The organism is Chryseobacterium sp. UF-81 (assembly GCF_058245105.1).
Genome location: NZ_JBSIBX010000007.1, coordinates 23,974 through 48,087, shown reverse-complemented (window position 1 = coordinate 48,087; position 24,114 = coordinate 23,974). Strand labels below are relative to the sequence as shown.

The following is a 24,114-nucleotide window of genomic DNA, read 5'->3' as shown; positions in this document are numbered from 1 at the left end:
AAATTATATACATTCTGAAAAGTGAAAAATACCAAAGCAATTTTTATGTAAGGGAGAAGCCTGTAAAACCATTGACCCGATTATTATGAGATATTTTAATTTGTTTTCAAATATATTAGTTACAAAAGGAGCAGGCAGAGTTTTAATATCAGATCTTCAAAGGAATGTATCGGAACTCTATCCTTTGGAATTATACGATATCATGGAGGAACTCAAAACCCATTGTATAGAAAATGTCATCGATGGTTACGACGAAGAATCTAAATTTATGGTCAAAGAATATTTAGATATTTTGCTGCAAAATGAATATGGGTTTATTACAGAGGATCATTGGGACCAAAATTTCCAGACTCTCTCCTATGAATATGATGAGCCCAGTATTCTTTCAGAAATTTTTGTTGAGCTTTCAGAAATTTCTATTCTGAAAAAAATAAAACAATCAGTAGAACATCTTAGGATAAAGCATCTGATCATTTACAGCAAGAAAAAATTCACAGCCGAGGACTTTATAGAGATTGATCAGATCTTTTCCAATTCCGTTTTATGTGGTATAGAAATCTTTTCTCCATTCCATGAGGTTGTAAATAAACTCTTTATAAATACCCTTCATAAGAATACGGAGAGAATATATAATATTGTTTTTTACGGTTGCAGAAAAAAACCTTTCAGAACAAGAGATGAATTCAGATTTACCTTATACTTTGCTGAAGAAGAAGTGAAAATTTCCTCCTGCGGAAAAGTAGATCTGAAATATTTCAACACTAATATTTCAAAAGTTTCAGAAGCGGTAAACCATAATTCCTGTCTCCATAAAAAAGTAGGAATAGACATAAATGGTAACATTAAAAACTGTCCTTTAATGGCTGAAAGCTTTGGAAACATCAACGATATCAGTCTTGAGGATGCAGTGATAAAACCAGGATTCAGAAAATATTGGAATCTCACCAAAGACAAAATAGAAATCTGCAAAGATTGTGAGTTCAGATATGTCTGTACGGACTGCAGAGCCTATACGGAGCGCAATCACACAAATAACGAAGGATTGGACACTTCTAAGCCTCTGAAATGCGGATATGACCCCTATACCGGAAAATGGGAAACATGGAGCAGGAATCCTTTAAAGCAAAAGGCTATACGTTTTTATGAGGAGCAGGCAAAAACCTAAACCTCATCAGTCAAAGATCCTATCTGAAGAATTTCCACTTCGGAATAATAGCAAGCATACCGAAACCGGTAAAAAGAAAAAGATTGGTTACATCCGTATACAAAAATGTGGACAGGTAATAATTATGCATAAAGAAATGCAGAACCAGCAATGCCGGAAACATAAAGATACCTATTTTTCTATAGAAGAACATTAGGATAAGCCCAAGCATCATCAGAGCATCAATAGAGAAAATAGCAAAAAAATACCATCTCGGGATCTGAAGGTATTCATGCTGAAGATATTCATCGATATCAATTCCCAACCCCATAATAGTGAACAGCATCAATGCTGCAAATGCTAAAATAAAGCCCCATCCTTTCTTTGGATCCTCGTCAAAGTAACTGTATTCTTCCATAGCTGCAAAAATAAAGAACTTATGAATACATTCATAAGTTCTTTAATATAATATTCGTTTAAAATTTGAATTATATAGAAATAGCGTTGATCAATCTGTTTTTGTCGCTCAAGTACTCTTCCATAGAGATCATACTTTCGGTTCTCATTACATCTTGAATGTCGTCTATCTGATAGATAATTCTTTTCGCATCCTCGGTATTCTTAGCTCTTACTTTACAGAAAATATTATATTTTCCGGAAATAACGCTCGCTTCGATTACGTTTGGAAGTACTGAAAGTTCTTTCAATACCTCTTGAGTGCGGTTTGATTTTGTCAAAAGGATTCCAATGAAAGCTGTAAAGTGATAATCCAGCTTGCCATAATCGATATTAAGAGATGATCCCAAAATAATACCTGCATCCTCCATTTTTTTCACTCTTACGTGAATTGTTCCAGCAGAAACATCCATCTGTTTTGCAATTTCAGTAAAAGGCATTCTTGTGTTTTCGACTAAGAAATCAAGAATTTTCTTGTCTATTTCGTCCAGTTGATAGTTCATATTAGTTAAATTACAATTTTCTTAAAAAATCTATGTATTTGTTGCAAATTTATAAAAAATAATTTAACTAAAAAAATTATATCAAATATTAACAATAATTAACACGGATGATAAAAATCATTAAAATATTACGATTATTTGCTAGTCGATTTTGTAGAATCTGTTTTTATTTCTGTTTTAGGTTCTGGTTGTTTTTTATCTTTTTTCCTCTTTTTAAAGAGAGAATTAAAGCTTTTACTCCACACAACTCCCCCACCATAGGCCTGATTTGCAGAACCATTGGTACTTACCATACCTATATTGGTAGGCTTGGAATACCCTCTTAAAACAAGACTTCCGTCATTCTTTTTAGAAATGTCATATTCAATAGATCCCTCACCTGAAAGATAATTGGTCTGGGTACCTTCCGTTTTTGTCAGTGGAATTCCCAGCCCGGTTTTAATATTTACCCTTGGGGAAAGTGCCACACTTACCCCGGCATTGGCACGGTCACCAGTGTTGGAATTCTGGTCACCTTTTACATAATTCAAATCAATCTGGAATTCGTTGCTCATCGTATTAAGAACAGATCCCAACTGTTTCAACAGCATATTGTATCCGGAAGATTCCGCTACACCTGCCACATCAAAGTCCACACCTCCACTGTTGGAAACATTAAATGTGCTCAGAAGCAGGACAGAACCAAACTGAAGTACTTTTTCACCTTCCTGGCTCATCTTGGCCGCCAATGTCTCTTTTACCTGGCTTGACACATCAAGGGCAGTCACATTCAGATCTATTTTAGGATTGATCAGGGACTGGGTAATATTGGCCTGAAGCAGCACACTGATCGGCTGCAGTTTCCCCATGCTTAAATATTCTCCAGCATTGGAAACCATTCTTACATAATTGGCTGTAATATCCAGTGCCGGCTTCATTGCGTCACCATCCCACCTGATGCTGCTGTTCTTTTCTATCTGGAAGGTTTTATTAAGAATAGCCTTGGAAACAAATGTTCCGTTATCTACCTTATAAGTACCATTCATAGCAATGTTACCCTGTCGGCCCATCTGGAACCTCAGCCTGTCGGCAGTCCCTTTTACGGTAATATTACCTACATCATCACCCACAAGAACATTCACTGTTGTTCCCTTATCTACATCAAGACTGAAGTCGATACGCATATTAGCTCCCGTCTTTTTCTTTTCTTCCAGCGTGATAAGCCCGTCTTTTCCTTCTTTCAGGAACCTCAGCATTTTAAATTCTTCAACATTGGATGTGGAGCTGGAATTAAAGGTAAAATTACTTCCGTTCAGCGCCTTCATATTGGGAGTCGAAATACTCAATCCGGAAACAGGCCCGTCTACATAGAGATCTCCCTGACCGTAAACTCTACCCCAGAACAAATCATAATCTTTCTGGCTCGTATTCAACATAAGAAGATTGTCAGCCCTCATTACCAAGTTGACCCCCATTGACGAAATTGTCTCAAACTGAATCGCACCGGAAATTGTCCCTTTGGAATTGGATCTTCCGTCATGAACTTCAATATTGTTAAGAATGGCAAGACCTCGGGAGAGCGGAATCACCGTATCATCAAATGAATAATCTACTCCGGTAAACAGGAGCTTTAGCCCGAAACCTTTTAAAGCAATGTCCCCGCTATAATCAAGATCGCTTAATTTTCCGTTGATCTTCAGGTCACCTGTAGCTTTTCCTCTGATATTTCCGAAAACAGTCTGAACAAACTGCTGGGTAAAGGCAAGATCAAAATCACGCATTTCCGCAGTCAGGTCAATGGTAGGAGAAGCAGTGTTATTATTTACAGTACCTGTCAGATGAAGGTTGTTATTTCCCAGAACTCCTGCCGAGGTCACTTTTACATCTACATCATAAACATTCAGAGAAAAACCGTTTGTAGCAGAAATAGTAAGGTTCCCCATCTGGTTTCCGTTCATAACGATATTATCTACAGTAAGATCTACAATTGGCTGCAAAGTGCTTTTATCCATCTTGATCTTCACACTTCCGTTCGCCAGTCCTTTTATTCCCATAGGATTTCCTCCGGACTGCATTTCAAGAAGTTTTTCAACAGCAAATTCTTCAATATCTGCATCTAAATAAAAATCTTTGGCAGATTTGAACTGTGCCTCTTTGATAAAGAGAGCACTTTTATCTGAATATATACGCAGGTTCCTGATATCGAAATCTCCTGTGTTTTTTCTGTAAGTAATGGAATGATCCAGTTCGGGGCTTGTATCTATTGCCCAGGTTACCTCATTGAATTTAACTTCTGTAGGTTCAAACCTGAAAACGTAGTCACCGGCAGCATTCGTAGACTGGTCAACATTAATGGCATAAGCTTTAAGATTATCATTCAGCTCATCTTCAGGGCTTCCATGCTTGAATGTCGTGGCCAGATGAAGGGCTGTATTGTTTTCATTTTTACCTTTAAGTTCAAAATCTTTGATAATATTTTTATTATATACCAGTTTGCTGATTCTTGCATACAGCTGTTCATTAAGGTTTGCCGTATTGATCCTCACCATAACGCTGTCGATCATTGCACTGTCTCTGGAAATATTATTTCTGTCATTGATCTTATATTCAGGATTGGCAGCGGCCAAAGCTTTATCTGCATCCGAAATTTCTTCTTTCTTCGTCATGATATACTTCAAAGAGGCGGCATCCAGATTCAGGATCAGGTCATTTGAGTCTCCGTTGTATTCTCCTTCTATCACAGCACCTTGCGGAAGTTTCAGATCAGGCAGGAAATAATTCACAACGCCCTGCTGAACATCAAAATTCATTTTAAAATTCTGACCTCTGTATAATTTTCTCGGAGGAGGACCTACCAGAATTCTTCCGATTCCGTTCTCTACCATACCCGCAAGATCGGCAAGGTTATATCTTCCTGATATTTTACCGCTTGCAGCACCGGGTGCATCGACATCAATGACACGTCCGCCGGCTTCTATAAAGGTCTTAAGTTTCGCTGTAGGGATAATATACTTTTGTGTGGCTGTGGCAAAGTGAAGATCATTGGCATCCACGTCCAAAGTCAAATCGTTAATATTAGACATAGACATTTTACCTTCTACCCTTCCGCTTACGATCTGGTTTCCGGGTTTATTGGTAAAATAATTCATATTCAGGTAGGTAACATCTGCATTTACATCCATGGCAACCCTCGAGGTACTGAAATCAATAAGCCCCTTAATCGTTGCCTTAGCCTGCTCATCATTAACCGTGATAAGTCCGTTATATTTTTTATGGTCTAAGAGTCCGTCCAAATACAGATTACTGATCTGCTTATCCATAATTTCGATACTGGTAATCTGGGATTTCGTGGTCAGACGCATTGTATTGACATCAAAGCTCTGCCCGTTAATATCAAATTTACCGGAGATCAGGCCAACTGCTTTATTTTTGGTAATGACAGAAGTATTAAGATCTTTTACATCCAGAAAACCTGAATATTTAGGCATTGCCGTGCTGTATCCGGTAAGCGAAAGTTTAGTGATCTTCGCCTGCCCTATTCCGGTCATCAGGTTTCCACTGGCAACGTATACTTGTTCCGGGTTCACTTTTGCTGTTCCGTTATATTTCAGTTTTCCGAAATCATCTGCAAAATTCTTCATCTTTTTAGAAATAAATGAAGGCATCATCGCTTTGAGGTCTTTGTATGTAAAATCGGTAGAAAGATCGTTTGTTTCAATAGAGAAATTACCTTTCAGCAGCCTGTCGACCTTCATTGTTTTGGTTGCAATATTAACATCAGGATTTCTGATCAGGAAATTTTCAAGATAGAATTTATTCAATGGGCCGGTCATTTTTCCGGCAAGGTTGAATGGCTTAAAATTATCCCAATTGGTCACAAAGTAGCTGATATCATATCCGCTCAGCTGGCTTCCCTGTTGGATTTCCATATCCCAGCGTACACGGTCTGCAAAATCTGACCATGAACCGTCATGAAGATTAAATTTGATATTTCCCTGAAGCAGTGAATGATCTGTATTCAGGGTAAGGTCTTTTAGGGACAGAAATTCAGGTGTTAAAGAAAGCTCAGTAGAAAAAGTATCTACAAAATGAGATTTTCCCCATCTGTTGGTAACGAAAGACATATTATTAATCAGTGCCGAAATATTGGCCCCATTAACCTTGACATTAGGTGCTTTTAAATTAAATTTTGTGGCAGTAAGCCATTTTCCCGGTTCTCCAGGAGAGTTTTGACTGATGATAGAAACCTTAGAATCAATGATTTGTACACGGGAATCCAATTGGAAAGGAGGTTTTTTCGGATCTCTTTTTTTGCCGCTGTCGAAAAGCTGCGTAAATCGTATAAAATTGGAAATGCTATCTCCTTTGTATGTAATTACCTTTACATCTGCATTAATAAGGGTAAGGGAATTAAAACTTAGCGAATTGCTGTTTCCTGAAATGGCATTGTAAGCGAGAGACATCCAATCTGAATTTGCACGAAATTCTCTTGCTTTGATGAATTCAAGACCTTTATAGTCTTTTATCTTCAATCCTTTTATGGTGACATCTCCAAAGTAATCTACTTCTACACTTTCTGTAGACATCCCTGCTTTAAAGTCTTTGTTTACGATCTGAAGTGCCTGGTTGGCTGCCCATCGTTTGGTTACCGGAAGATTAATGGCAGTGAGTATTCCTCCAACAAGAATAACTCCCAGCCAGAAAAGGATCAGGAGAAGCTTTGCCCACCAGGAATAACTGGTAACATCTTTTACAGCCTGCTTCCCAAATTCCTCAGCGGTCTCTACAGGATGATGAATAGCATCTGATGCCAGCTCAGACGCTTCCTTAACGGTCTCCTTTACAGCCCCTTCTACATCTTCAACAGTCTTTTGTACCTGATTACTTAGGTTCTCAGCTACTGATTTTTTATTCTCATTCTCGTTATTATTCTCTAACTTTGCCATTATTATGAGCGACTCTATAATTTTAGGTATTGAATCGTCCTGCGACGACACCTCAGCAGCTATCATCAAGGGAAACTGTATTCTGTCCAACATTGCTGCGAATCAGGCCATCCACAAAGAATATGGAGGTGTGGTCCCGGAACTGGCATCGCGAGCGCATCAGCAAAATATAATCCCCGTTGTTGAAAAATCTCTTACTAAAGCAAATATACAACAAAATGCTATTTCAGCTATAGGATTTACACGCGGTCCCGGACTTTTAGGATCACTTCTTGTAGGAACATCATTTGCTAAGTCTTTGGCTATGAGCTTAAATGTTCCATTAATTGAAGTAAACCATCTCCAGGCGCACATTTTAGCCCATTTCATTGAAGATGCAAATCCTATGCCGCCTCAATTTCCTTTCCTATGCCTTACGGTAAGCGGGGGTCATACGATGATTGTATTGGTGAAGGATTATTTTGATATGGAAATTATCGGAAAAACAATAGATGATGCTGCAGGAGAGGCTTTTGACAAGATCGGAAAGATTTTTGACCTTGATTACCCTGCCGGGCCTATTATAGACCGACTGGCAAAAGAAGGAAACCCTGATGCTTTTACCTTCAACAAGCCTAAGATGGAGGGCTATGATTACTCATTCAGCGGGATCAAAACTTCGGTTCTTTATTTTATTCAGAAAGAGGTGAAAAAAAATCCGGATTTTATTAAAGAAAATCTGAATGATCTGTGTGCTTCGGTTCAGAGAACAATCATTGAAATCCTGATGGACAAACTTGAAAAAGCCGCCAAAGAATTGAACATAAAAGAAGTGGCCATCGCCGGTGGAGTTTCTGCCAATTCTGCTTTGAGAAAAGTAATGGGGGACAATCATGAAAAATTAGGCTGGAATATCTACATTCCAAAATTTGAATATACAACTGATAATGCTGCGATGATTGCCATGGTTGCTCAATTGAAGTTTGAAAGAGGTGAATTTACGGATCTGAGAACTTCCGCAACTGCAAAATATGATTTATGAAAATACTATTAGAAGAAAAAATACTTGGAACGCATTCTAAAAAGAACTCAAAATATTATTGGGTTTTAGAAACCGTTATAGGAAAAAATGAAGTGACAGAAAAAGCTGAAGACGAAGATTATTTAATGATAAGTTCAGAAATTGGATATGTTCAAAATATAAAGGAAGAGATCATAGAGAAGATCAATTCAGAAAATGTATTTAGTTTTACTTACGAACCCAAAGAAGGAGATTACTTATCCATCAAAAATAATTTAAGAAAAAACGAATATCTGAATTTAATTTTTATGAATAATAAGTGGGTTGAAGAAATTTACGCATGTTCATACAGAGATTGTGAAGGTGATATTTATACCACAATAAAAACCGGTGTAGCATTTATAAGCGATAATGAAATTACCTTTTAATCATCACTTATACATAAAATTCAGGCGCATTCTAAATATCAATATATGAAACTTTTTTTTGGCGAAATTAATAACGGAAAAGCAATAATTAATGACGAAGAACAACAGCACATTGTGAAAGTTCTTCGTATGAAAAATGGTGAAGAAATTCACGTAACAGATGGAAAAGGAAATATTGCTTCAGGAAAATTAATTATTGAAGGAAAAAAAGCCGGTCTGGAAGTTTCTGAAATTAAAACAAATACTCCGGATTTTAGTCCCCAACTTCATATTGCTATTGCTCCTACGAAAAATATCGACAGGATCGAGTTTTTTGTGGAAAAAGCTGTGGAAATGGGCATTTCAGAGATCAGTATTATTATTACAGAGAAAACTGAACGTAAAAATATAAATATTGACAAGATCAGAAAGCAGGCTGTTGCCGCCTCCAAGCAAAGTCTTAGATTTCATTTCCCTGTCATTAATGATGCAGTGAAACTCACTGATTTTTTAAAAAACATTGATCCGCAGCATACTTTTGTTGCCCACTGCCATGAAAATCTTGAAAGGATTGAACTTAACCAAATTCCCGTTTTGGAAGAGATCACTTTTTTGATTGGTCCTGAAGGAGATTTTTCTGAAAGGGAAATTCAGTTTCTATCTGACAGTAACGTAAAAGCGGTTTCACTTGGACGTCAAAGATTGAGAACGGAAACAGCGGGCGTATTTGTTGCCGCCTGGAATTATAAAAATTTATATTAAATAAAAAAATCGACTGCTAATGCAGTCGATTTTTTTATGATATTTATAAACTGTGTTTATCTTTTGATTATTATTTTTTCAGTCTGAACTGTGTTTCCCGTTATAATACTTACAAAATAAACACCATTGGATAAATGAGAATTTATTTTCAGCTCTTTTTGGTTTTCTTTAAAGTCAGACTGGAAAACTCTTCTTCCGCTAACATCTGCAATTTCAATTTTAATATTCTGAACAGCGATATCACCTCCGCTGATATAAAAATCTCCATCATGACTAGGATTCGGATAAATACTAAAAGATTTGTTTGTTACTTGTGCTAGTGAATTTTTTAAAACGGAGGTATTTTTAAATACTACCGTGTAATCTTCGGTTTGTCCATGTTGCAGGTTAGCACATGCATTGGTAGTGCTTACGCTTTTACCAGCAATAACTCTCATTCTCAATGGCATATTAAGTACAGTTGTTCCGGGAGCCGTGAAGGTTCCGTTCCAAACAGTCTCAGTAGAACCGCTAGCAACAACATTGTCCGCAGATTTTGCCAGTTCTCCGGTTTCAAATGTTCCATTATTGTTGTAATCAATCCAGACCCTGATACTTTGAGTACTTTGTTTAATGTTAACCTGAATATTTTGTAAATCTGTTACGTTTAGTTCCGTCGAGAATATATTGTTCAGGCAATTTTGGGTTGTATAATCTATATAAAATTGGTTCCCGTTAGCATTGTTCTGCCCATCCGTTCTGTTATTAATAGCTCCCAGCTTTACCAGTATAGGCCCGGTATTATAATTCCCCAGACTAGTCACTGCTGTAGGTGCACAACTTGGAGAAACAGGTGTGCCAGATCCCGGATTAGACGCCAAATCTGTTCCTCCTAATGACTGGGTTAGATTAGACCTTGCGCTTAAAAATGTAGCTAAAGCCCTGTCGCTCTGTCCCGGGGTAAACTTTCTTGCATCACTACCATAACTCATCACATTATATTGAACACCATCATACAACTGACCAGTACAAGGGTTAATATCTGAGTTGGTTGGCATTGTACTTCCATTGATCTGCGATATGGGGGAAGTATCACAAACTTTATCATTGTCTGTTGTACAATTATTATTTGCAGGACATATTCCTGTATCTCCACCGTCAAAAGTATGATAAAGTCCCATAGCATGTCCAAACTCATGAGCTAAAGTTTTTGGACGGTTCGTGGTTACGAAAGACATCATAAAAGATTCGTAAGAACTATCATTAACTGTAGGCATTGTTGCCCAACCCAGAATCCCACTATTTGAACTACCGTCTACTTTATTAATAACATAAATGTTAAAATATGAAGATTCCGGCCAGTGTGGGGCAATTGCTTTAATTTGATCAGTGGTGACTCCGTTTGTAGTCTGTCTTATAACACCATAGTCGTCATAACCGGCAAGGACACCACCATTATACCTGATAATACCATTCGTAGGCTGACATTGCGGATCCCTTTTCGCTAAAACCAATTTTATGGGTATTACAGTACCTCCGTCATTTCCTGTACCTTCTGCATAATATCCGTTTCCATATGTCGTTGCATAGATCTTATTGGTATCATCAATCCAGTTGGTAATTGCTGTATCTGTTTTATTATAAGCTGTTCCTATTGCAGCACCAGTAGGAGCAATGACGTGCACTACGACCGGAATTTCATACACTGTAGATGTTTTTCCTGCAGAGCTATGATTCACACCTGCTTTTTTCAGGTAATTCTGTATTCCTTCCGCCAATAATCTTGCTTCCGAATCCAGCCTTGCTTTCTTAGCTGATGGATCTTTTGCTTCCAGTTCAGCCTGAACTTTATCCGAAGCACACCATTCCTGTGCATTAATACCATAAAAGCAGGTAACTAATAAAAAAGTCAATATATTCTTCATAAGTAAATTTTTTACTAAAGCTATACAGAACTATCTTTAATACCGAAAAATTTACTACCGCATATATACTGCACCTTATCTGCATTTACACTCCACAAACAAATACACCCATACAAAAGCAATGTCCTTACCTTAATTTCCATTACTGAGAATTAAAACCAACGATTTGAAGCAGCCTGAAATGATGAAAAAAGATATCGTATGTTAGAACCTGTTTAAAAATTAATTACGAATATTTATACGAAATATTCTTTAATAACAGAAAGCGTAAGCATCATTTGAATTCAGAAACATGGTGAAATTATCTGCTATATAAATTTATTTAAATAGGCTTTTATTCAAATGCTAAATTATTATCTTTTAAATATTTTTTGAAAATCTGATGTCCGCTCCGCATTGAGTTGACTGCCCAACGGATCTTCATTTTCATCAGTTTTTCTTCATTAAGCTTATACTCAATACCTGATTTTATCAGTTTCTGTTTCAGTTCGTACATACAGATGCCCGCGGCTACGGAAACGTTATAACTTCTTGTCAGTCCGTACATTGGAATAGCCAGTGTTTCGTCTGCAAAATCTAAAACTTCTTCTGATACTCCCTCCTTCTCAGTTCCGAATACGAGAGCAATAGGTTCTGTAATCTGATAGTCCGGAAGCATCACTGCATTTTTTTCAAGGGATACAGCCAGAATTTTATACCTTCTGTTTTTAATGTTCTGTAATGAGGCTATATTTTTAGGCATTTTCTCTACTTCCACCCAGGTTTCGGCACCTTTGGTTACGGTAAGATTAGGATCGAAAACATTTTCCTCTTCCATGGCCACCACCTTGTGAAAAGCATTTGCTTCCACGGATCTTATAATAGCTGCCGCATTTCTGAACTGGTAGACATCATCCATCACAGGAAGGACAAAATCGGAACTTTCTTTGGAGAAATGTTCTATTTTTGAGAGTCTTTCCTCTGTTAAAAACTGCTTTAAGTATTCAAAAGTTTGCGCTAAATCTTCCATTCATTTTCAAATCTTTGCAAATTAACGTAATTTTGGGCTATGAACCTGAACGAGGCTCAATTTCTTAGAAAAAAGTAATTCATGAAACGAAAAGTCCTGCTCATTTATACCGGAGGAACCATCGGTATGGAAAAAGATTATGAAACCGGAAGCCTCCGCGCATTTGATTTTGGAAATATTTTCGAAAAAATGCCCGAGATGAAATTAATGGAATGCGAAGTATTTGTGCATCCATTTGCAAAACCGCTGGACTCTTCGGATATGGGACCTGAGGAATGGAAGGTTATTGCCAATTATATCCTAAAAAACTATGAACTGTACGATGGCTTTCTGATCCTTCACGGAACGGATACAATGTCTTATACAGCTTCTGCTTTAAGTTTTATGTTGAAAGGACTTAGAAAACCTGTGATTATGACGGGTTCGCAGCTGCCGATCGGGGATCTGAGAACGGATGCAAAAGAAAATCTTCTGACCAGCCTTTATTACGCCAGTCTTTATGAAAATGATGAAGCGGTTATTCAGGAAGTTGCCGTTTATTTTGAATATAAACTATTAAGAGGAAACAGAACCCTGAAATATTCTGCAGAGTATTTTGATGCCTATGCCAGCCCGAACTATCCGATATTGGGGCAATCTGGTGTTCATTTAAATATCATCAAGGATAATCTTTACCGGTGCGATCCTGCTATAGAATTTCATGTGGATGAACATATTTCTGAAGATATTCTGTTCTGGAGAATTTTTCCGGGCATGCATCTGAGCCACTTTAAAGAAATTCCTAAAATGAAGGTTTTAATTCTTCAGGTTTTTGGTTCAGGAACCATTTTCAGCAGTGAGAAAACACAGGAAACCCTTGAAGAAATAAGAAACAACGGAACAGAAATCGTTGTGGTAAGTCAGTGTATTTCAGGAGGTATTTCGTTCGGAAAGTATGAAAACAGTAATATTTTTTCAAGGATCGGAGCGATCAGCGGAAAAGATATGACAGCAGAAAGTGCCATCAGTAAAGCGATGCACCTGATAGATAATCCGAGTTACTCCGGAACCTTTGCAGACAACTTTACCAGAAGTCTTTGTGGAGAAATTACTGAGTAATTTTAAATAATAATTTGCAGATTCCAGAAATTACCCTATTTTTGCAGTCTCAAATAGAAAGGTGTCCGAGTGGTTGAAGGAGCTACCCTGGAAAGGTAGTATACGGGTAACTGTATCGAGGGTTCGAATCCCTTCCTTTCTGCAAAAATATAAAAGTCTTAAACTTAATTGTTTAAGACTTTTTATTTATTCAATATCCTTTAAAGTAAGGAGTGAAATAAACAAAATCCCGGCATTTCTGCCAGGATTTGTCTGGAAAACTGTTGAAGGTCTTCCATCAATATAATTAGATATGAATGTTTGGTGTAAAATTTAATTGCAGATCGTGAGAAACTGATGACTCATCTGTACTTTGAACCTGGCTTCTGATTTTAATTTAGCGTAAACCGTATGCTCAAAGGCCTGTACGGATTTCAGTTTCTTATCGATATATTCTGCGATCTGCACGACAGAAAAAATAAAATCCCGATATACTGCAATATTTACAGTCTGTCCGTAATAAGGAAGATAGGCTTTCAAAAAAGGAACCGCGGCCTGATGCCTGTTGTAGTTCACACAATACCCTGCTCCGACTCTTGAGGTAATAATCTCACGGTCATTGATATAATCCAAAACCGTTTTATTTCCGTCCACAGAACTTCCGTTTTTTGACAGGTGCCTGTTGATCTTATCCAGAATATGCTGCGCGTATTCCATCATGGTAATGGTTTTCCACTCAAATATATGATTCATGCCTTTGGCAGCTTTGGGATGTTTTTCATTTTCACAGTTGGTACAGAAAGAAATCCCGATCTTTTCATGATAAGGGAAAAAGCAGTCTTTAATTTCCATAGAAGCATCAGCCAAAAGCCTGTCATCTGTAAAACTATAGTATAAATAAGGGCTGTAAAGATCTGCCAGCGCCTTTAAATAATCGATTTCGCTGGCATTATGATATTGTTCAAACCATTTTTCAAGGGTGTCATAATAATGGCTTTCAAATTCTTTAAATGTTAAGTAAAACGGCAATTCCATAGCTCTGTAATTTTGATATGACAAAGCTATTGCTGTAATGCGACAAAACTTGACGTGTTATTTTTTTTTTTGAGAGCCAAGATGCAAGAGTCAAGAATCAAGATTTCAGACATGAGATTTTTGATGAGACTAAGACTAAGGGTGATCATATGACTTAAACCAACTGTTTAAAACCTTTATATAGCAACGGTTAACTTTTAAGATGCCGAAATACACAATAGCGACTCCTACTTTACCCCCGTAACCCGAATCCCGAAACTCTAAGACACTCAAACTCTCCGACTCTCGAACTCCGACTGAACTCCGGTTCACAAACCCAAACACTATTTGTCGTAATTCATCATCATGTATTCAAAGTAATGGATCATTTTCAGGTAGTTCTCAATACTGATATATTCATTGGTGCTATGGATGCTTTGCTGTTCCGAGCTGTTGATCCTGATCGGCATGAATCTGTAGATATTTTTGCTTACGATCTGGTATTTATACGCGTCGGTACCGGCTATAGTAATATACGGAGTCACAATAGTCCCCGGATAGATCTCTCTGACTCCGGCTTCTATTAATTTAAATCCTTTTGTATCGGAAGGAGAAACGGCAGAAGCCTCTCTTGTATTGTCGATATCTTCTACCTCAACATCGAAACCCTCTGTTGCTTTTGCAATATGCTCACGGACATCTTTCACAGTGTTTCCGGGAAGAAGCCTGAAATTGACCACAAATTCCACTTCGGGAGAGAGTACATTGGTTCCGTCACTTCCCTTCATCATCGTCAAAGCAGTCGTTGTACGCACCAGAGCATTAGTGGTATTATTTTTTGTAAGCTGGGATAAAAGAAGGGGCTTTAGCAGCCACTGGTTAGAAAGTGCCAGCCTGGAAGTAAAGGGCATTGTTCCGCCAATATTACTGAAAAATTCTTTGATGAGCGGTGTTATAGAAGGTTTCATCTGATCATCTTCAAGCCGCTGCATGATCACGGCAGCTTTTCCTATTGCACTTTCCATGGGAGGCATTGAGGAATGCCCTCCAAGTCCTTTGACTTTTATTTTTGCGGATAAGAAACCTTTTTCTGCGCATCCAACAGCAGCTACGTCGGAATCTACGCCAGCTACATTACCTTTCTGCATAATCAGGCCTCCTTCATCATAAACAGCATCAAACTGAAGGCCTTTTTTCTTAAAATAATCTGCAATCTGTACAGCACCTTTTTGTCCGCCTACTTCTTCATCAAAGCCGAAAGCCAGATAGATATCACGTTTTGGGATTTTTTTACTTTTAATCATGGTATTCATAGATTCCATGAGAGAAAAGAGCATTCCCTTCATGTCGATGGCTCCTCTTCCATAGATTCTACCATTGGCCACGGTCCCTGAAAAAGGTTCAAAATCCCAGTCTTCTGCTACTTTAGAAACAGGAGGCAGGGGTTTATCATCAGGTCTGAAAATATTCTGCTCTTTATTTTTCACATCGGCATCTCCGGGAGGTACAACGTCTATATGGGAAAGGAATAATATGGGTTCCAATGCAGGGTCACTACCTTTAAGCCTGAAAACCAAAGCATGGGTGTTGATCTCATTGTTTTCGGTATTCTGGTAAACAAGCGGATAAGATGTTTTCAGATATTCTTTGAACTGATCAAACGGCACGTAATCGAATTCCCCAAGGCTTCCGGTAGAAACTGTAGGAATTTTGATGCCGCCTGACAGACGCATTACAGCAGAATCATTCTTCACAGGTTTCCATCCTTGTGACGTTTGTACTGCAATCTTTTTAAAAGGATAAGTATACATTTTGATCAGCAATACAGCAACCAAAATAACAAGGATTCCGAGAATAACTAAAAGGAACTTTTTCATGGCGATAAGATTTGTGCGGTGTTGATTGTCTCACAAATATACCAAAGAAAACAGTTATAATTGCAGTAAACACCTAAGTATTTCTCCGATGTTGGATTAAATTATTTTTTGATAATTCCAAAGTCTTGAATTGATAGATTGTTATTTTCCTGCCTGAATTTGTTGATAGCTTGTTTTGCAGAGTTTTTATTGATAGCTAGTTCTAAAAAAACAAAGAGGCTGTCCAAACTTTTTGGACAGCCTTTTGTATCTTCAAAGGAATTCTTATGTGCTCAAAGTCGAGAGACTTTGCGCAGCGGGAGATTGCTAATAAAATTGCTTTGGCTTTGGATGTTTCTTTAGGTTTTTTAGTAGGGAACGTAGAATTGGAACTTAATGATACATTGATGGAAAAAGTAAAAGAAGTAAATAAAATATCCTATAAAGACAAAAATTATGTCTTTACGCTTATTGAAGCTTTTATTGTCAGAAACAAGCTACAAACAATTTTAAATAAAAACCGCCACTCTTTCGAGTGGCGGTTTTGTTTATGATTCTGTAAATTTTGAACGTATCGCTTTGTAGAAAAAGATACTAAGTAGAAAAAGATTAATAATGACTTTTAAGAAAGCGTCTCGATCAATTAATTTCTGTGAAGTAAAATAAGCATAAATAAAATATTCTATCAATAGAATTACAATAATACTAATTACAAAAATTAATACCTTTTTAGCTTTGAAGCTAAAATACAATGGAATAGCAAATAAAATCATATCCACAATAGGAAAAAATAAAACTATCCATAAATAATAAAATAAGTCTTGTCCATTTTTAATATTGCTAATTTCCAATAGCTTAAACTCTTTATTTATAAACATTAGCAAGACATAAAATATAAAATATTTTAAAATTATACTAATACAAATGTTTAATTTGGTTGGTTGTAACATTCTAATTTCTTTTATAAAATCTTGATGGATAATATGAAAAATCTTTCTTAGGAAGTTCTACTCCGCCTCTTCCCATAACAGCATTATTTATGATTGGTGCTGTATGTGTTCCTACAAAAGAAGGTTGTTTATAATTCATTAAAGTAGTTCCCGTATTATTCAGTTTTAATGTAGCCGAAGGAAATATGTTTGTATAAGCGTTTACAGATAAATTACCGTTCCCCTTATCAAAACTAATATTTAATTTTTGAGCAACATCTACTATTTTAAAACCCATAGAATTTAAACCCGCTTCTTCAAAACTAGCAACACTTGTATGTCGTTCATAACTTACAGATGTATTAGTTTGGGTAAAAGAATTATTGCTTCCTCCTTCACCAGGATAATAATCTCTACCTGAGAATATGCCAAAAGTTTTTCCTATAGGATCGGCATTTCTTGTAGCTGATAATCCAGTCAATTCTCCTTGTGAATTTTCTTGAGCCGAAATATTAATCGTTGAAGTTAGCTTATCGCCTGCTGGTAAACTTCCTAAAGGACCATCCCAACTTTTTGCATCAATAAAACTATTAAATGTAAAGGACAAGTTTTTCCCTAAATAAGTTTCTCCTGCTTTTGTTGTTGCCTGATTATTGGCGTTCTTGTCCCAATAAATAGAGCCGTCTTTTCTTTCTACAAAATCATTCCCGCTTAATCCTGTTGGGTCTCCATAACGGATTGGATTGTTATAACCATAAGCGTAAGGTTGCATTGTTTTTTCAGAAAGTGGATCGTGTTGTCCAAAAATTACAGCATCGGGCATATAAAAACGAGCGTTTAAATCGTACCAACCAGTTTCTTGCAACTCTTCCCCTAAGAACTTATATTTATAAGCTGAATTTACTAATAAAGTATTATATCCCTCATGTTTCAATCCAAAAGGATAATAATTACTCTCTTCAATGATCTCTGTTCCTGCTCCATTCTTAGCATAGCTTAACCTGATGTTTCCTAAATGGTCTGTATAATTATACACATACTTTCCGGTTTCAAAATTAAAATAACCTTCTGCAGTTGGTAAAAACTTCAACGTTCCATTTTCATATTGAAATCCGTCTAAATAATCTGTGGTCTCCATACCGAAGATCTTTTTTACTTTTACTCCATCTGCCCTATACATATAATCCGTTACTTTGGAATTTTGGGTAACCCTTCCAGGTAAATTTAGATAATTATATTGGATGGAGGAAATTCCTTTATCCTGCTGAACCGTCATATTTCCATTCAGGTCATAGCTGATTGTATTTCCGGTACTACCTGATGAAAGCGGATAACCGCTTAAAGCATTTCCTGTTCCCACCTCTTTAAGATAAGCTAATTTATTACTCTGCTCGCCATTTTCATAGTGGTATTCAAGATTATCCATAACTTCAGGAGCTGTATAGCCGGGAAGCTGCCTTCCTCTTCTGAGCAGGGATTTAATATTTCCGTTCAGGTCATAGGTAAGCTGCTCGTGGTATTCTCCTCTGTCTAAATTCATGGCATCCCAGAAACGCCCTTCTTTAAGACGATTAATGGCATCATATTCATAGGAGTAATTTCTCAGTACAGCATCGTTTTGGGTAATCCATGACATCTGTGAGATGTTTCCGTTGTACCTTGCAGAACCGGAAAACTGACTGTCCGGTTTGTTATACCTCAACTCGTAAGCAAAGAGTTTATTTTGCAGATCAGAAGGGTCATTAACTTTTGTAAGCCAGCCTCTGATATTGTATGCATATTTGACAGTCTGCAACGGGCTTCCGGTTGTATTTCCTACATTTTTGGCCTGTACCTGTCCGAGATCATTGTAGAGATTTTCAGCAAGAAGTTCTTTAGCTCCACCATTGATCTCATTCCAATGTCTTACCAGCCTTTCCTGGTGATCATACTCAAAAGTTTCTTTGATATTTACTTTCGTTGCATCTGCAGCTCTTTTATGTTCAGTAAGCGTATAATCCGGAACCCCTGAAAATTTCAGAAAACTTTCAGTTTTGGTATATCCTCCGAGATGGTTTACAGAATAAGTGGATATTGCTCTTCCTTTCTTGTCATAATAAGTATAGGTCTTTGTCCAGCTATCATTCTCAACATTTTTCACATAAGAGGCTGTAGGCAGGCTCTTGGTACTAACATTCGAACTTTGAACATCCTGAGGCAATACTTCCTGGCCTAAAATTGTTACCGGAATGGCCGAAGCATCCTGAGGATAAGTATCATAATAATTGACTGAAAGAACCTTGTCAATACTTGTGGGGTAAGAAACATTTCCGTAGCCTATATTCATTCCGTTCAGCACAAGATTTCCTCCACGGGTTTCATAAGAAGTACTCACCGGCTGATTATCAATGGATGTCTGAATGTTTTGCCTCGAAGTTCCATCTCTCGAAATTCCAGTATAAACAACTCTTCCAAACTGATCATACTTGGTAAAAACCCATGATTGATCAGCTGTAAAATTGGAGATTCCGTTTTTCAGAACAGCATCCCGGTACAGAATAACCTGGTCTTTTTTGTTGTAAACCATCTGTTCCAGACCTTTTCCCGGAAGCTTCTTTTCTACAAGCCTGTTTCTGCCATCATACTTATACTGATAGCAAAGTTGCTCCAAAGCTGATGCAGATACTGATGCGGAAGCAGAAGTCAACGGAGGAATTACAAACGCCAGCTGGTCATACTCATTGTACACATAATAAGTGTCTGCATTTTCTGAAGAACTGATGACTTTTCTGACTAATATGGTTTGTCCCTTACCGTTTTTGTATTCTATGGTTTTACCATTATCTTCATCCGTAACGATATTTTTATACAGTTGTCCTTCACCGTAAGTTTCTGGTGTACCTAATACTGAAGAAGTAGCCCCATCGACCCAGTTCGTAGCGGTAGTATATTTTTTCACTTCCCCTGCTACATTGGTATCATACCCAAAAACAACAGGTTTGTTCTGCCAGTCGGCTCCTGGATTTTTCTGGCTCAGAAGCCTGTCGAGCGGAGAATTCTCTAAATTTTTATGGCTGAATGGAAAGGAATCATTAATACCGTTTGACTGATAATACGCATTGGTACTTCCTTCCACCCCGGTTTGAATATTTCCATTTTGCGAGGACATAGGAACCGGAAGCCAGCTGTCTACCTGTCTTCCAAATCCATCATAAGGAATATGGGTCACCAGATCTTTTCCGGTAGGAGTAGATTTGATGCCCACCAATTGTTTAGGTCTTCCAAGCCCATCAAAAAACTGTACACTCTGTATCTGCTGAAGAGATCCGTTTGAAACTTCGGTAGGTACTAAATACTGCCGGGTATAGATATAATTTTCAGTATTTGAAATATTAGTCGAATAATCAACGGTGACAGGCGTATAGGTATTACCCGGATTATTGGAAGAAGATCCTCCGATATAGGCCCGAAATGTCCCGTTAGCAGAATTGAAGCTGAACCCAGGAAGCATGCGTATACTTTGAGGATCTGCTTTTTCTGTATTAGGAGCAGGAGGAGAATTCAGGACTACCTGGCCATAGTGATAAATCCCCAGTATTAACCCTATGCTTATGTATATTTTTTTATGCATACTTTTAAATTAATGGGTAAATATTGAGCAACTGTTCTTTTAACTGGTCATTGCCAAATAATGGAATTGCCACATGGTTTACAACTCCTGCTGATAGGTGTATACCGGAAATGAATATTATTTTTTTCATGTCTGTGTTAGTTTTTGTAATTGTATTTGTATTCTTTCAGTACTTTTCCATTGATGTCAATCACCTTTTTAAGACGGTTAGCTGTATCGTATTTATAAAGCTCTCTGATTCCTGATGGAGGCGTGATGCTTCTTACTCCGATTAATGGATCGTAGGTATAAGTGGTGATCTGGTAACCTGGTAAAGCAGCATTATTTCTGAACAGATCTAAAGCAGAGGTCAATGACTGTTCTGATGCATCAGTACTTAACTGGGCATCATTATCTGAAGCATTTACAATATTATCTATTAATGACTGGGCGATATCTGAAATTTTGGCACCTGCTATTTTGGCAATAGGCTGGGTTTTGCTATAACCCCAGATGATCGTTGTTGGAATGCCATCTTTTGTGGTGTACTGCTGAAGGTTGCCTTTTGAATCATATTTGTCATAAGTGACTTCGGTAGATGGAGAGCTATTCTGTAGATCATAGGAAAGAACTGATGAAGGAAGAACCAGAGAGGAACTGTTGTGGGTTATTTCTGCTACAGTCTTTGGATACAGTGTTTCAGTTTTTGATAAAGTTTTTGTTCCGTTTCCAATAGTCTGGTTTGTAGTAGTTTCTAATGGAATGCCAACCATGTTTTTCTCGATCATCAGCTGATTTCCTTTTTCATGGGCATAGCTGTAAGCTGTTTCACCGATTCTGCCATCGGAAAAAGTAGTTTTCTGACGATTTAATTGATAATGAGAAGGATTATCATAGAAATATTCTGTTTCGGTCTTTACAGGAATGCCCCCTAAATAATCTGTAGTTTTTTGAGACTTTAAATAATGCCAATAGGAGATATTTTTATATTCCGTAACATTAACATTATCTAAGAGCTGTAATACTATCTGTTCTCCTGCTGTTTTGCCGGTACAGGCACTATTTGGTATAATAACATCTGAAGCAGTGCATGTATAAGTATGGCTTACATAAGCAGAATTACATGCGATATTAAACAACTGCTCACCAACATAATTTTTCAGTTCAAAAGTACTTGAATCTCTTTTTTCATAAATGTTTTCTTTTTTTTGAACGATCTCAAGAGCTGATGATCCGGTATTTTTTCTTACTATTGTCGAGCTTAATTCTGTACCGTTATCCCAGCCCCTGTTTGTCCAAGGATTATTAACTATAGTTCCCGGCCCCCATACATTGCTCCCTGCATCATCTCTCTGGATTTTAAACTCTTTGATTTCCCCTCCTTTTTCAAATTGATCTCCCCCTTCACTAATAGAAACATTAGGGTAAAGACAGCTAGTTGTCCCTGTATCATACAATGGGATCATACTGCTTGAGGTAAGAATATTGTCTGAATTTTCAACAAAAGTACACATTACAAGCCCTGTTCCGTTGTTGTCCATACATATAGTCTGCCATGTAAAGGTATTGGCATAGTAAGGTTTATTTCCCGGCTGGCCTGATGAATGATTAACGTCACCATAAATATATCTTGTATATTTTGGAGTTGATGAAGAAACATCGTAATCTTTAATATCCTTAACTCTTACTCCGCCTGTATCAAGGTTGGTATCAAAAACCTGCGGTGCGGAAGCATAATATTTTGCATCAGCACTAATATAGGTACATCTTGATGCTGATAGTTTTAAAGTATAGGTTGTTCCTGCTAAAGCATCAAAATAAATTAGATTCGATTGCCCATTCACAAATTCGTATATTGGTCCTGATTGAACGGGAGATCCCTGTGGAGATCCATAAAAACTTCCTCCATTTACAAGTTCGATTCTGCCAATAGGATTATGGGTCTGTTCAGATTCTGAACATTGGGTATTAAAACCACTCATACCTGATATTTCAATTCTTTGATTGGCAGGTGAAGTAATAGTATATTGCTGCGTTACAATTCCAGAAATAGTATTGTTTTGATCCGCCAAATGCAGATAGGTATAATTGGGATAAATAGTTTTTTGTCCCCAATAGGTATTCCCTTCATATTCCAGATCTGTAAATCCTTTTGTAGGATAAACCACTCTTTTTAAAAGTCCGATTTTTGCAAAATTGGGATCCGGAGATTTATCAGCACCTGAATAGTCGAACTGGTTGAAATTATAATCTTCAACATTTTTTGGGGCCAGTGCTACATTGATTTTCCCATTATAATATCCCCAATGATCCTGGCTGAAAGATAATCTTGAGGGAAATGCAGATGGATCTTCATATTCGAAACTGTAGGATTTATTAGGATCTTTGAAAACTACACTGGTTAGAAAATTTCTTTTATTAGTCGTATTAAGATAATTGAAAGTTGCTGTTTCTATATTGGCTCCTGTTTGATCTTTTAGAGCAATATTTTGAATTTTAGTATTCCCTTCAATATCCAGGTTTGTAGTATCCGTTGAATAAGTAAAAGTAACAGTTCCGTTTAATGGATTATTACTGCTTATCGAAGTAATTCTTTTTCCTATAACCCGGAGTGTATTATCTATAATGGGGCCTAATGTTGGAGATGTTGAATATCCGCTTCCACCTCCACATACTGTCTGAGTAGCAGGGAAACCTGTAGACATTCTCAAGCTCTGTGATTGTGAACTTACATAAGTCGGTAGATTATAATCTTCATAGGTAAAATAGACTTCGTCTCCTTTAGGATGGACAATCTTCGTCAGATACCATGCTGTAATAGATGACTGAATAAGGGAGTGTCCTCCTCCGACATTCCTGTACATAGATCTTTCTTTCTGGGTAAAATAATATTTTTCACCTGTAGAGGTCGTTAATAGAAAATCCTGCCCGTCACCTGTAGTATTACCAATTCTTTCGATTTTTAGAGCCTGCTGGTCTACAATATGAGGCTGATTATTTCGATCATAAAAGAATTTTCCGGAAAATCCATTAAAATTAAATGAATACAAATCAGCCTGCGTATCTGCCGCACTAGTATGATTCGCTAAATTAAAGAAGAACTGATTAGTAACAGGATTTGTATATGCTCCATTTACATTATCATTTTCAGGTACCGGAATACTGGTTGAAGCTTCATCAGCATTGCCTCTTACCATACGGGTAATTACACCTCCAAAATTCAAATTCCAGCCTAAACCTACATTAGAGGAAACCTCATCTATTTTGATCCCATTAGAGCCATAAAAAAGACTTAATGGTAAAGTAATATTATTTGTTTTATAAGTAAGTAATGGAACTGATATATTGGGAGCCCCAATAAATAACCCTACAGGTACATTACCATAATTCCCTAAGGCATAGGCTGTAGGCGATGGTGGAATTATTTCCGGTAACTTTGAACTTCCATCATTACTATTATTATTTCCGCTTCCTGATTGTCCATAAACATTAGCGATACATAATAAGGCTATTGGTATTAATAATTTCTTCATTCTAAT

At 37.2% G+C, this 24,114-nt stretch carries 15 protein-coding genes and 1 tRNA gene; 7 read left to right on the top strand and 9 right to left on the bottom strand.

The window, feature by feature from the left end; all coding sequences use genetic code 11:
* Positions 1-85 precede the first annotated feature (85 nt).
* On the top strand, positions 86-1,165 hold the full coding sequence (gwsS, locus tag AC4IFE_RS11245; protein ID WP_490757113.1) for a grasp-with-spasm system SPASM domain peptide maturase: 1,080 nt from the start codon (positions 86-88) through the stop codon (positions 1,163-1,165).
* Positions 1,166-1,184: 19 nt separating this feature from the next.
* Here the strand turns inward: gwsS and AC4IFE_RS11240 are convergent, their stop codons facing one another.
* From AC4IFE_RS11240 to AC4IFE_RS11230, 3 genes are all read right to left on the bottom strand, one after another.
* Positions 1,185-1,562, bottom strand: coding sequence for a hypothetical protein (locus AC4IFE_RS11240; RefSeq protein WP_490757111.1), 378 nt, complete (start codon positions 1,560-1,562; stop codon positions 1,185-1,187).
* A gap of 70 nt (positions 1,563-1,632) precedes the next feature.
* A complete protein-coding gene (locus tag AC4IFE_RS11235) occupies positions 1,633-2,103 on the bottom strand; it encodes an Lrp/AsnC family transcriptional regulator (protein WP_034703315.1) in 471 nt (156 codons plus the stop codon).
* Between the two features lie 134 nt (positions 2,104-2,237).
* On the bottom strand, positions 2,238-7,028 hold the full coding sequence (locus tag AC4IFE_RS11230) for a translocation/assembly module TamB domain-containing protein (RefSeq protein ID WP_490757108.1): 4,791 nt from the start codon (positions 7,026-7,028) through the stop codon (positions 2,238-2,240).
* 4 nt (positions 7,029-7,032) lie between these two features.
* Between AC4IFE_RS11230 and tsaD the strand changes: the two genes are divergently transcribed.
* From tsaD to AC4IFE_RS11215, 3 genes are read left to right on the top strand one after another with little or no spacing between them, the layout of a single operon-like run.
* Positions 7,033-8,049 (top strand): tRNA (adenosine(37)-N6)-threonylcarbamoyltransferase complex transferase subunit TsaD, encoded by a 1,017-nt coding sequence (tsaD, locus tag AC4IFE_RS11225; protein WP_490757106.1) that lies wholly within the window; start codon positions 7,033-7,035, stop codon positions 8,047-8,049.
* A complete protein-coding gene (locus AC4IFE_RS11220; RefSeq protein WP_490757104.1) occupies positions 8,046-8,456 on the top strand; it encodes a hypothetical protein in 411 nt (136 codons plus the stop codon). The genes tsaD and AC4IFE_RS11220 overlap by 4 nt, the downstream gene beginning before the upstream one ends.
* A gap of 45 nt (positions 8,457-8,501) precedes the next feature.
* On the top strand, positions 8,502-9,197 hold the full coding sequence (locus tag AC4IFE_RS11215; protein WP_490757102.1) for an RsmE family RNA methyltransferase: 696 nt from the start codon (positions 8,502-8,504) through the stop codon (positions 9,195-9,197).
* Between the two features lie 56 nt (positions 9,198-9,253).
* On the opposite strand, the gene AC4IFE_RS11210 is transcribed toward AC4IFE_RS11215, so the two are convergent.
* Together AC4IFE_RS11210 and AC4IFE_RS11205 are read right to left on the bottom strand one after the other, a co-directional pair.
* Entirely contained in the window at positions 9,254-11,101 is a 1,848-nt protein-coding gene (locus AC4IFE_RS11210; protein WP_490757100.1) for a zinc-dependent metalloprotease, read from the bottom strand.
* Between the two features lie 334 nt (positions 11,102-11,435).
* Positions 11,436-12,110, bottom strand: coding sequence for a TrmH family RNA methyltransferase (locus AC4IFE_RS11205; RefSeq protein ID WP_490757098.1), 675 nt, complete (start codon positions 12,108-12,110; stop codon positions 11,436-11,438).
* 81 nt (positions 12,111-12,191) lie between these two features.
* On the opposite strand from AC4IFE_RS11205, the gene AC4IFE_RS11200 reads away from it, so the two are divergent.
* Both AC4IFE_RS11200 and AC4IFE_RS11195 read left to right on the top strand, forming a co-directional pair.
* Complete coding sequence (locus tag AC4IFE_RS11200; RefSeq protein WP_490757096.1) at positions 12,192-13,208, top strand: asparaginase; 1,017 nt, start codon at positions 12,192-12,194, stop codon at positions 13,206-13,208.
* Positions 13,209-13,263: 55 nt separating this feature from the next.
* A tRNA-Ser gene (locus AC4IFE_RS11195) sits at positions 13,264-13,350 on the top strand.
* 170 nt (positions 13,351-13,520) lie between these two features.
* On the opposite strand, the gene AC4IFE_RS11190 is transcribed toward AC4IFE_RS11195, so the two are convergent.
* Entirely contained in the window at positions 13,521-14,222 is a 702-nt protein-coding gene (locus AC4IFE_RS11190; RefSeq protein WP_490757095.1) for a hypothetical protein, read from the bottom strand.
* Positions 14,223-14,545: 323 nt separating this feature from the next.
* Positions 14,546-16,078 (bottom strand): M20/M25/M40 family metallo-hydrolase, encoded by a 1,533-nt coding sequence (locus tag AC4IFE_RS11185; protein ID WP_490757094.1) that lies wholly within the window; start codon positions 16,076-16,078, stop codon positions 14,546-14,548.
* Between the two features lie 266 nt (positions 16,079-16,344).
* On the opposite strand from AC4IFE_RS11185, the gene AC4IFE_RS11180 reads away from it, so the two are divergent.
* On the top strand, positions 16,345-16,611 hold the full coding sequence (locus AC4IFE_RS11180) for a helix-turn-helix domain-containing protein (RefSeq protein WP_490757092.1): 267 nt from the start codon (positions 16,345-16,347) through the stop codon (positions 16,609-16,611).
* A gap of 397 nt (positions 16,612-17,008) precedes the next feature.
* On the opposite strand, the gene AC4IFE_RS11175 is transcribed toward AC4IFE_RS11180, so the two are convergent.
* Both AC4IFE_RS11175 and AC4IFE_RS11170 read right to left on the bottom strand, forming a co-directional pair.
* Entirely contained in the window at positions 17,009-20,596 is a 3,588-nt protein-coding gene (locus tag AC4IFE_RS11175; RefSeq protein ID WP_490757090.1) for a DUF6443 domain-containing protein, read from the bottom strand.
* Positions 20,597-20,733: 137 nt separating this feature from the next.
* Positions 20,734-24,108: a hypothetical protein gene (locus AC4IFE_RS11170; protein WP_490757088.1), complete on the bottom strand. Its 3,375-nt coding sequence runs from the start codon at positions 24,106-24,108 to the stop codon at positions 20,734-20,736.
* Between the last annotated feature and the right edge of the window lie 6 nt (positions 24,109-24,114).

Coding starts and splice junctions, on each gene's coding strand:
- gwsS (WP_490757113.1), top strand. CDS start 86: ATGAGATATTTTAATTTGTTTTCAAATATATTAGTTACAAAAGGAGCA.
- AC4IFE_RS11240 (WP_490757111.1), bottom strand. CDS start 1,562: ATGGAAGAATACAGTTACTTTGACGAGGATCCAAAGAAAGGATGGGGC.
- AC4IFE_RS11235 (WP_034703315.1), bottom strand. CDS start 2,103: ATGAACTATCAACTGGACGAAATAGACAAGAAAATTCTTGATTTCTTA.
- AC4IFE_RS11230 (WP_490757108.1), bottom strand. CDS start 7,028: ATGGCAAAGTTAGAGAATAATAACGAGAATGAGAATAAAAAATCAGTA.
- tsaD (WP_490757106.1), top strand. CDS start 7,033: ATGAGCGACTCTATAATTTTAGGTATTGAATCGTCCTGCGACGACACC.
- AC4IFE_RS11220 (WP_490757104.1), top strand. CDS start 8,046: ATGAAAATACTATTAGAAGAAAAAATACTTGGAACGCATTCTAAAAAG.
- AC4IFE_RS11215 (WP_490757102.1), top strand. CDS start 8,502: ATGAAACTTTTTTTTGGCGAAATTAATAACGGAAAAGCAATAATTAAT.
- AC4IFE_RS11210 (WP_490757100.1), bottom strand. CDS start 11,101: ATGAAGAATATATTGACTTTTTTATTAGTTACCTGCTTTTATGGTATT.
- AC4IFE_RS11205 (WP_490757098.1), bottom strand. CDS start 12,110: ATGGAAGATTTAGCGCAAACTTTTGAATACTTAAAGCAGTTTTTAACA.
- AC4IFE_RS11200 (WP_490757096.1), top strand. CDS start 12,192: ATGAAACGAAAAGTCCTGCTCATTTATACCGGAGGAACCATCGGTATG.
- AC4IFE_RS11190 (WP_490757095.1), bottom strand. CDS start 14,222: ATGGAATTGCCGTTTTACTTAACATTTAAAGAATTTGAAAGCCATTAT.
- AC4IFE_RS11185 (WP_490757094.1), bottom strand. CDS start 16,078: ATGAAAAAGTTCCTTTTAGTTATTCTCGGAATCCTTGTTATTTTGGTT.
- AC4IFE_RS11180 (WP_490757092.1), top strand. CDS start 16,345: ATGTGCTCAAAGTCGAGAGACTTTGCGCAGCGGGAGATTGCTAATAAA.
- AC4IFE_RS11175 (WP_490757090.1), bottom strand. CDS start 20,596: ATGCATAAAAAAATATACATAAGCATAGGGTTAATACTGGGGATTTAT.
- AC4IFE_RS11170 (WP_490757088.1), bottom strand. CDS start 24,108: ATGAAGAAATTATTAATACCAATAGCCTTATTATGTATCGCTAATGTT.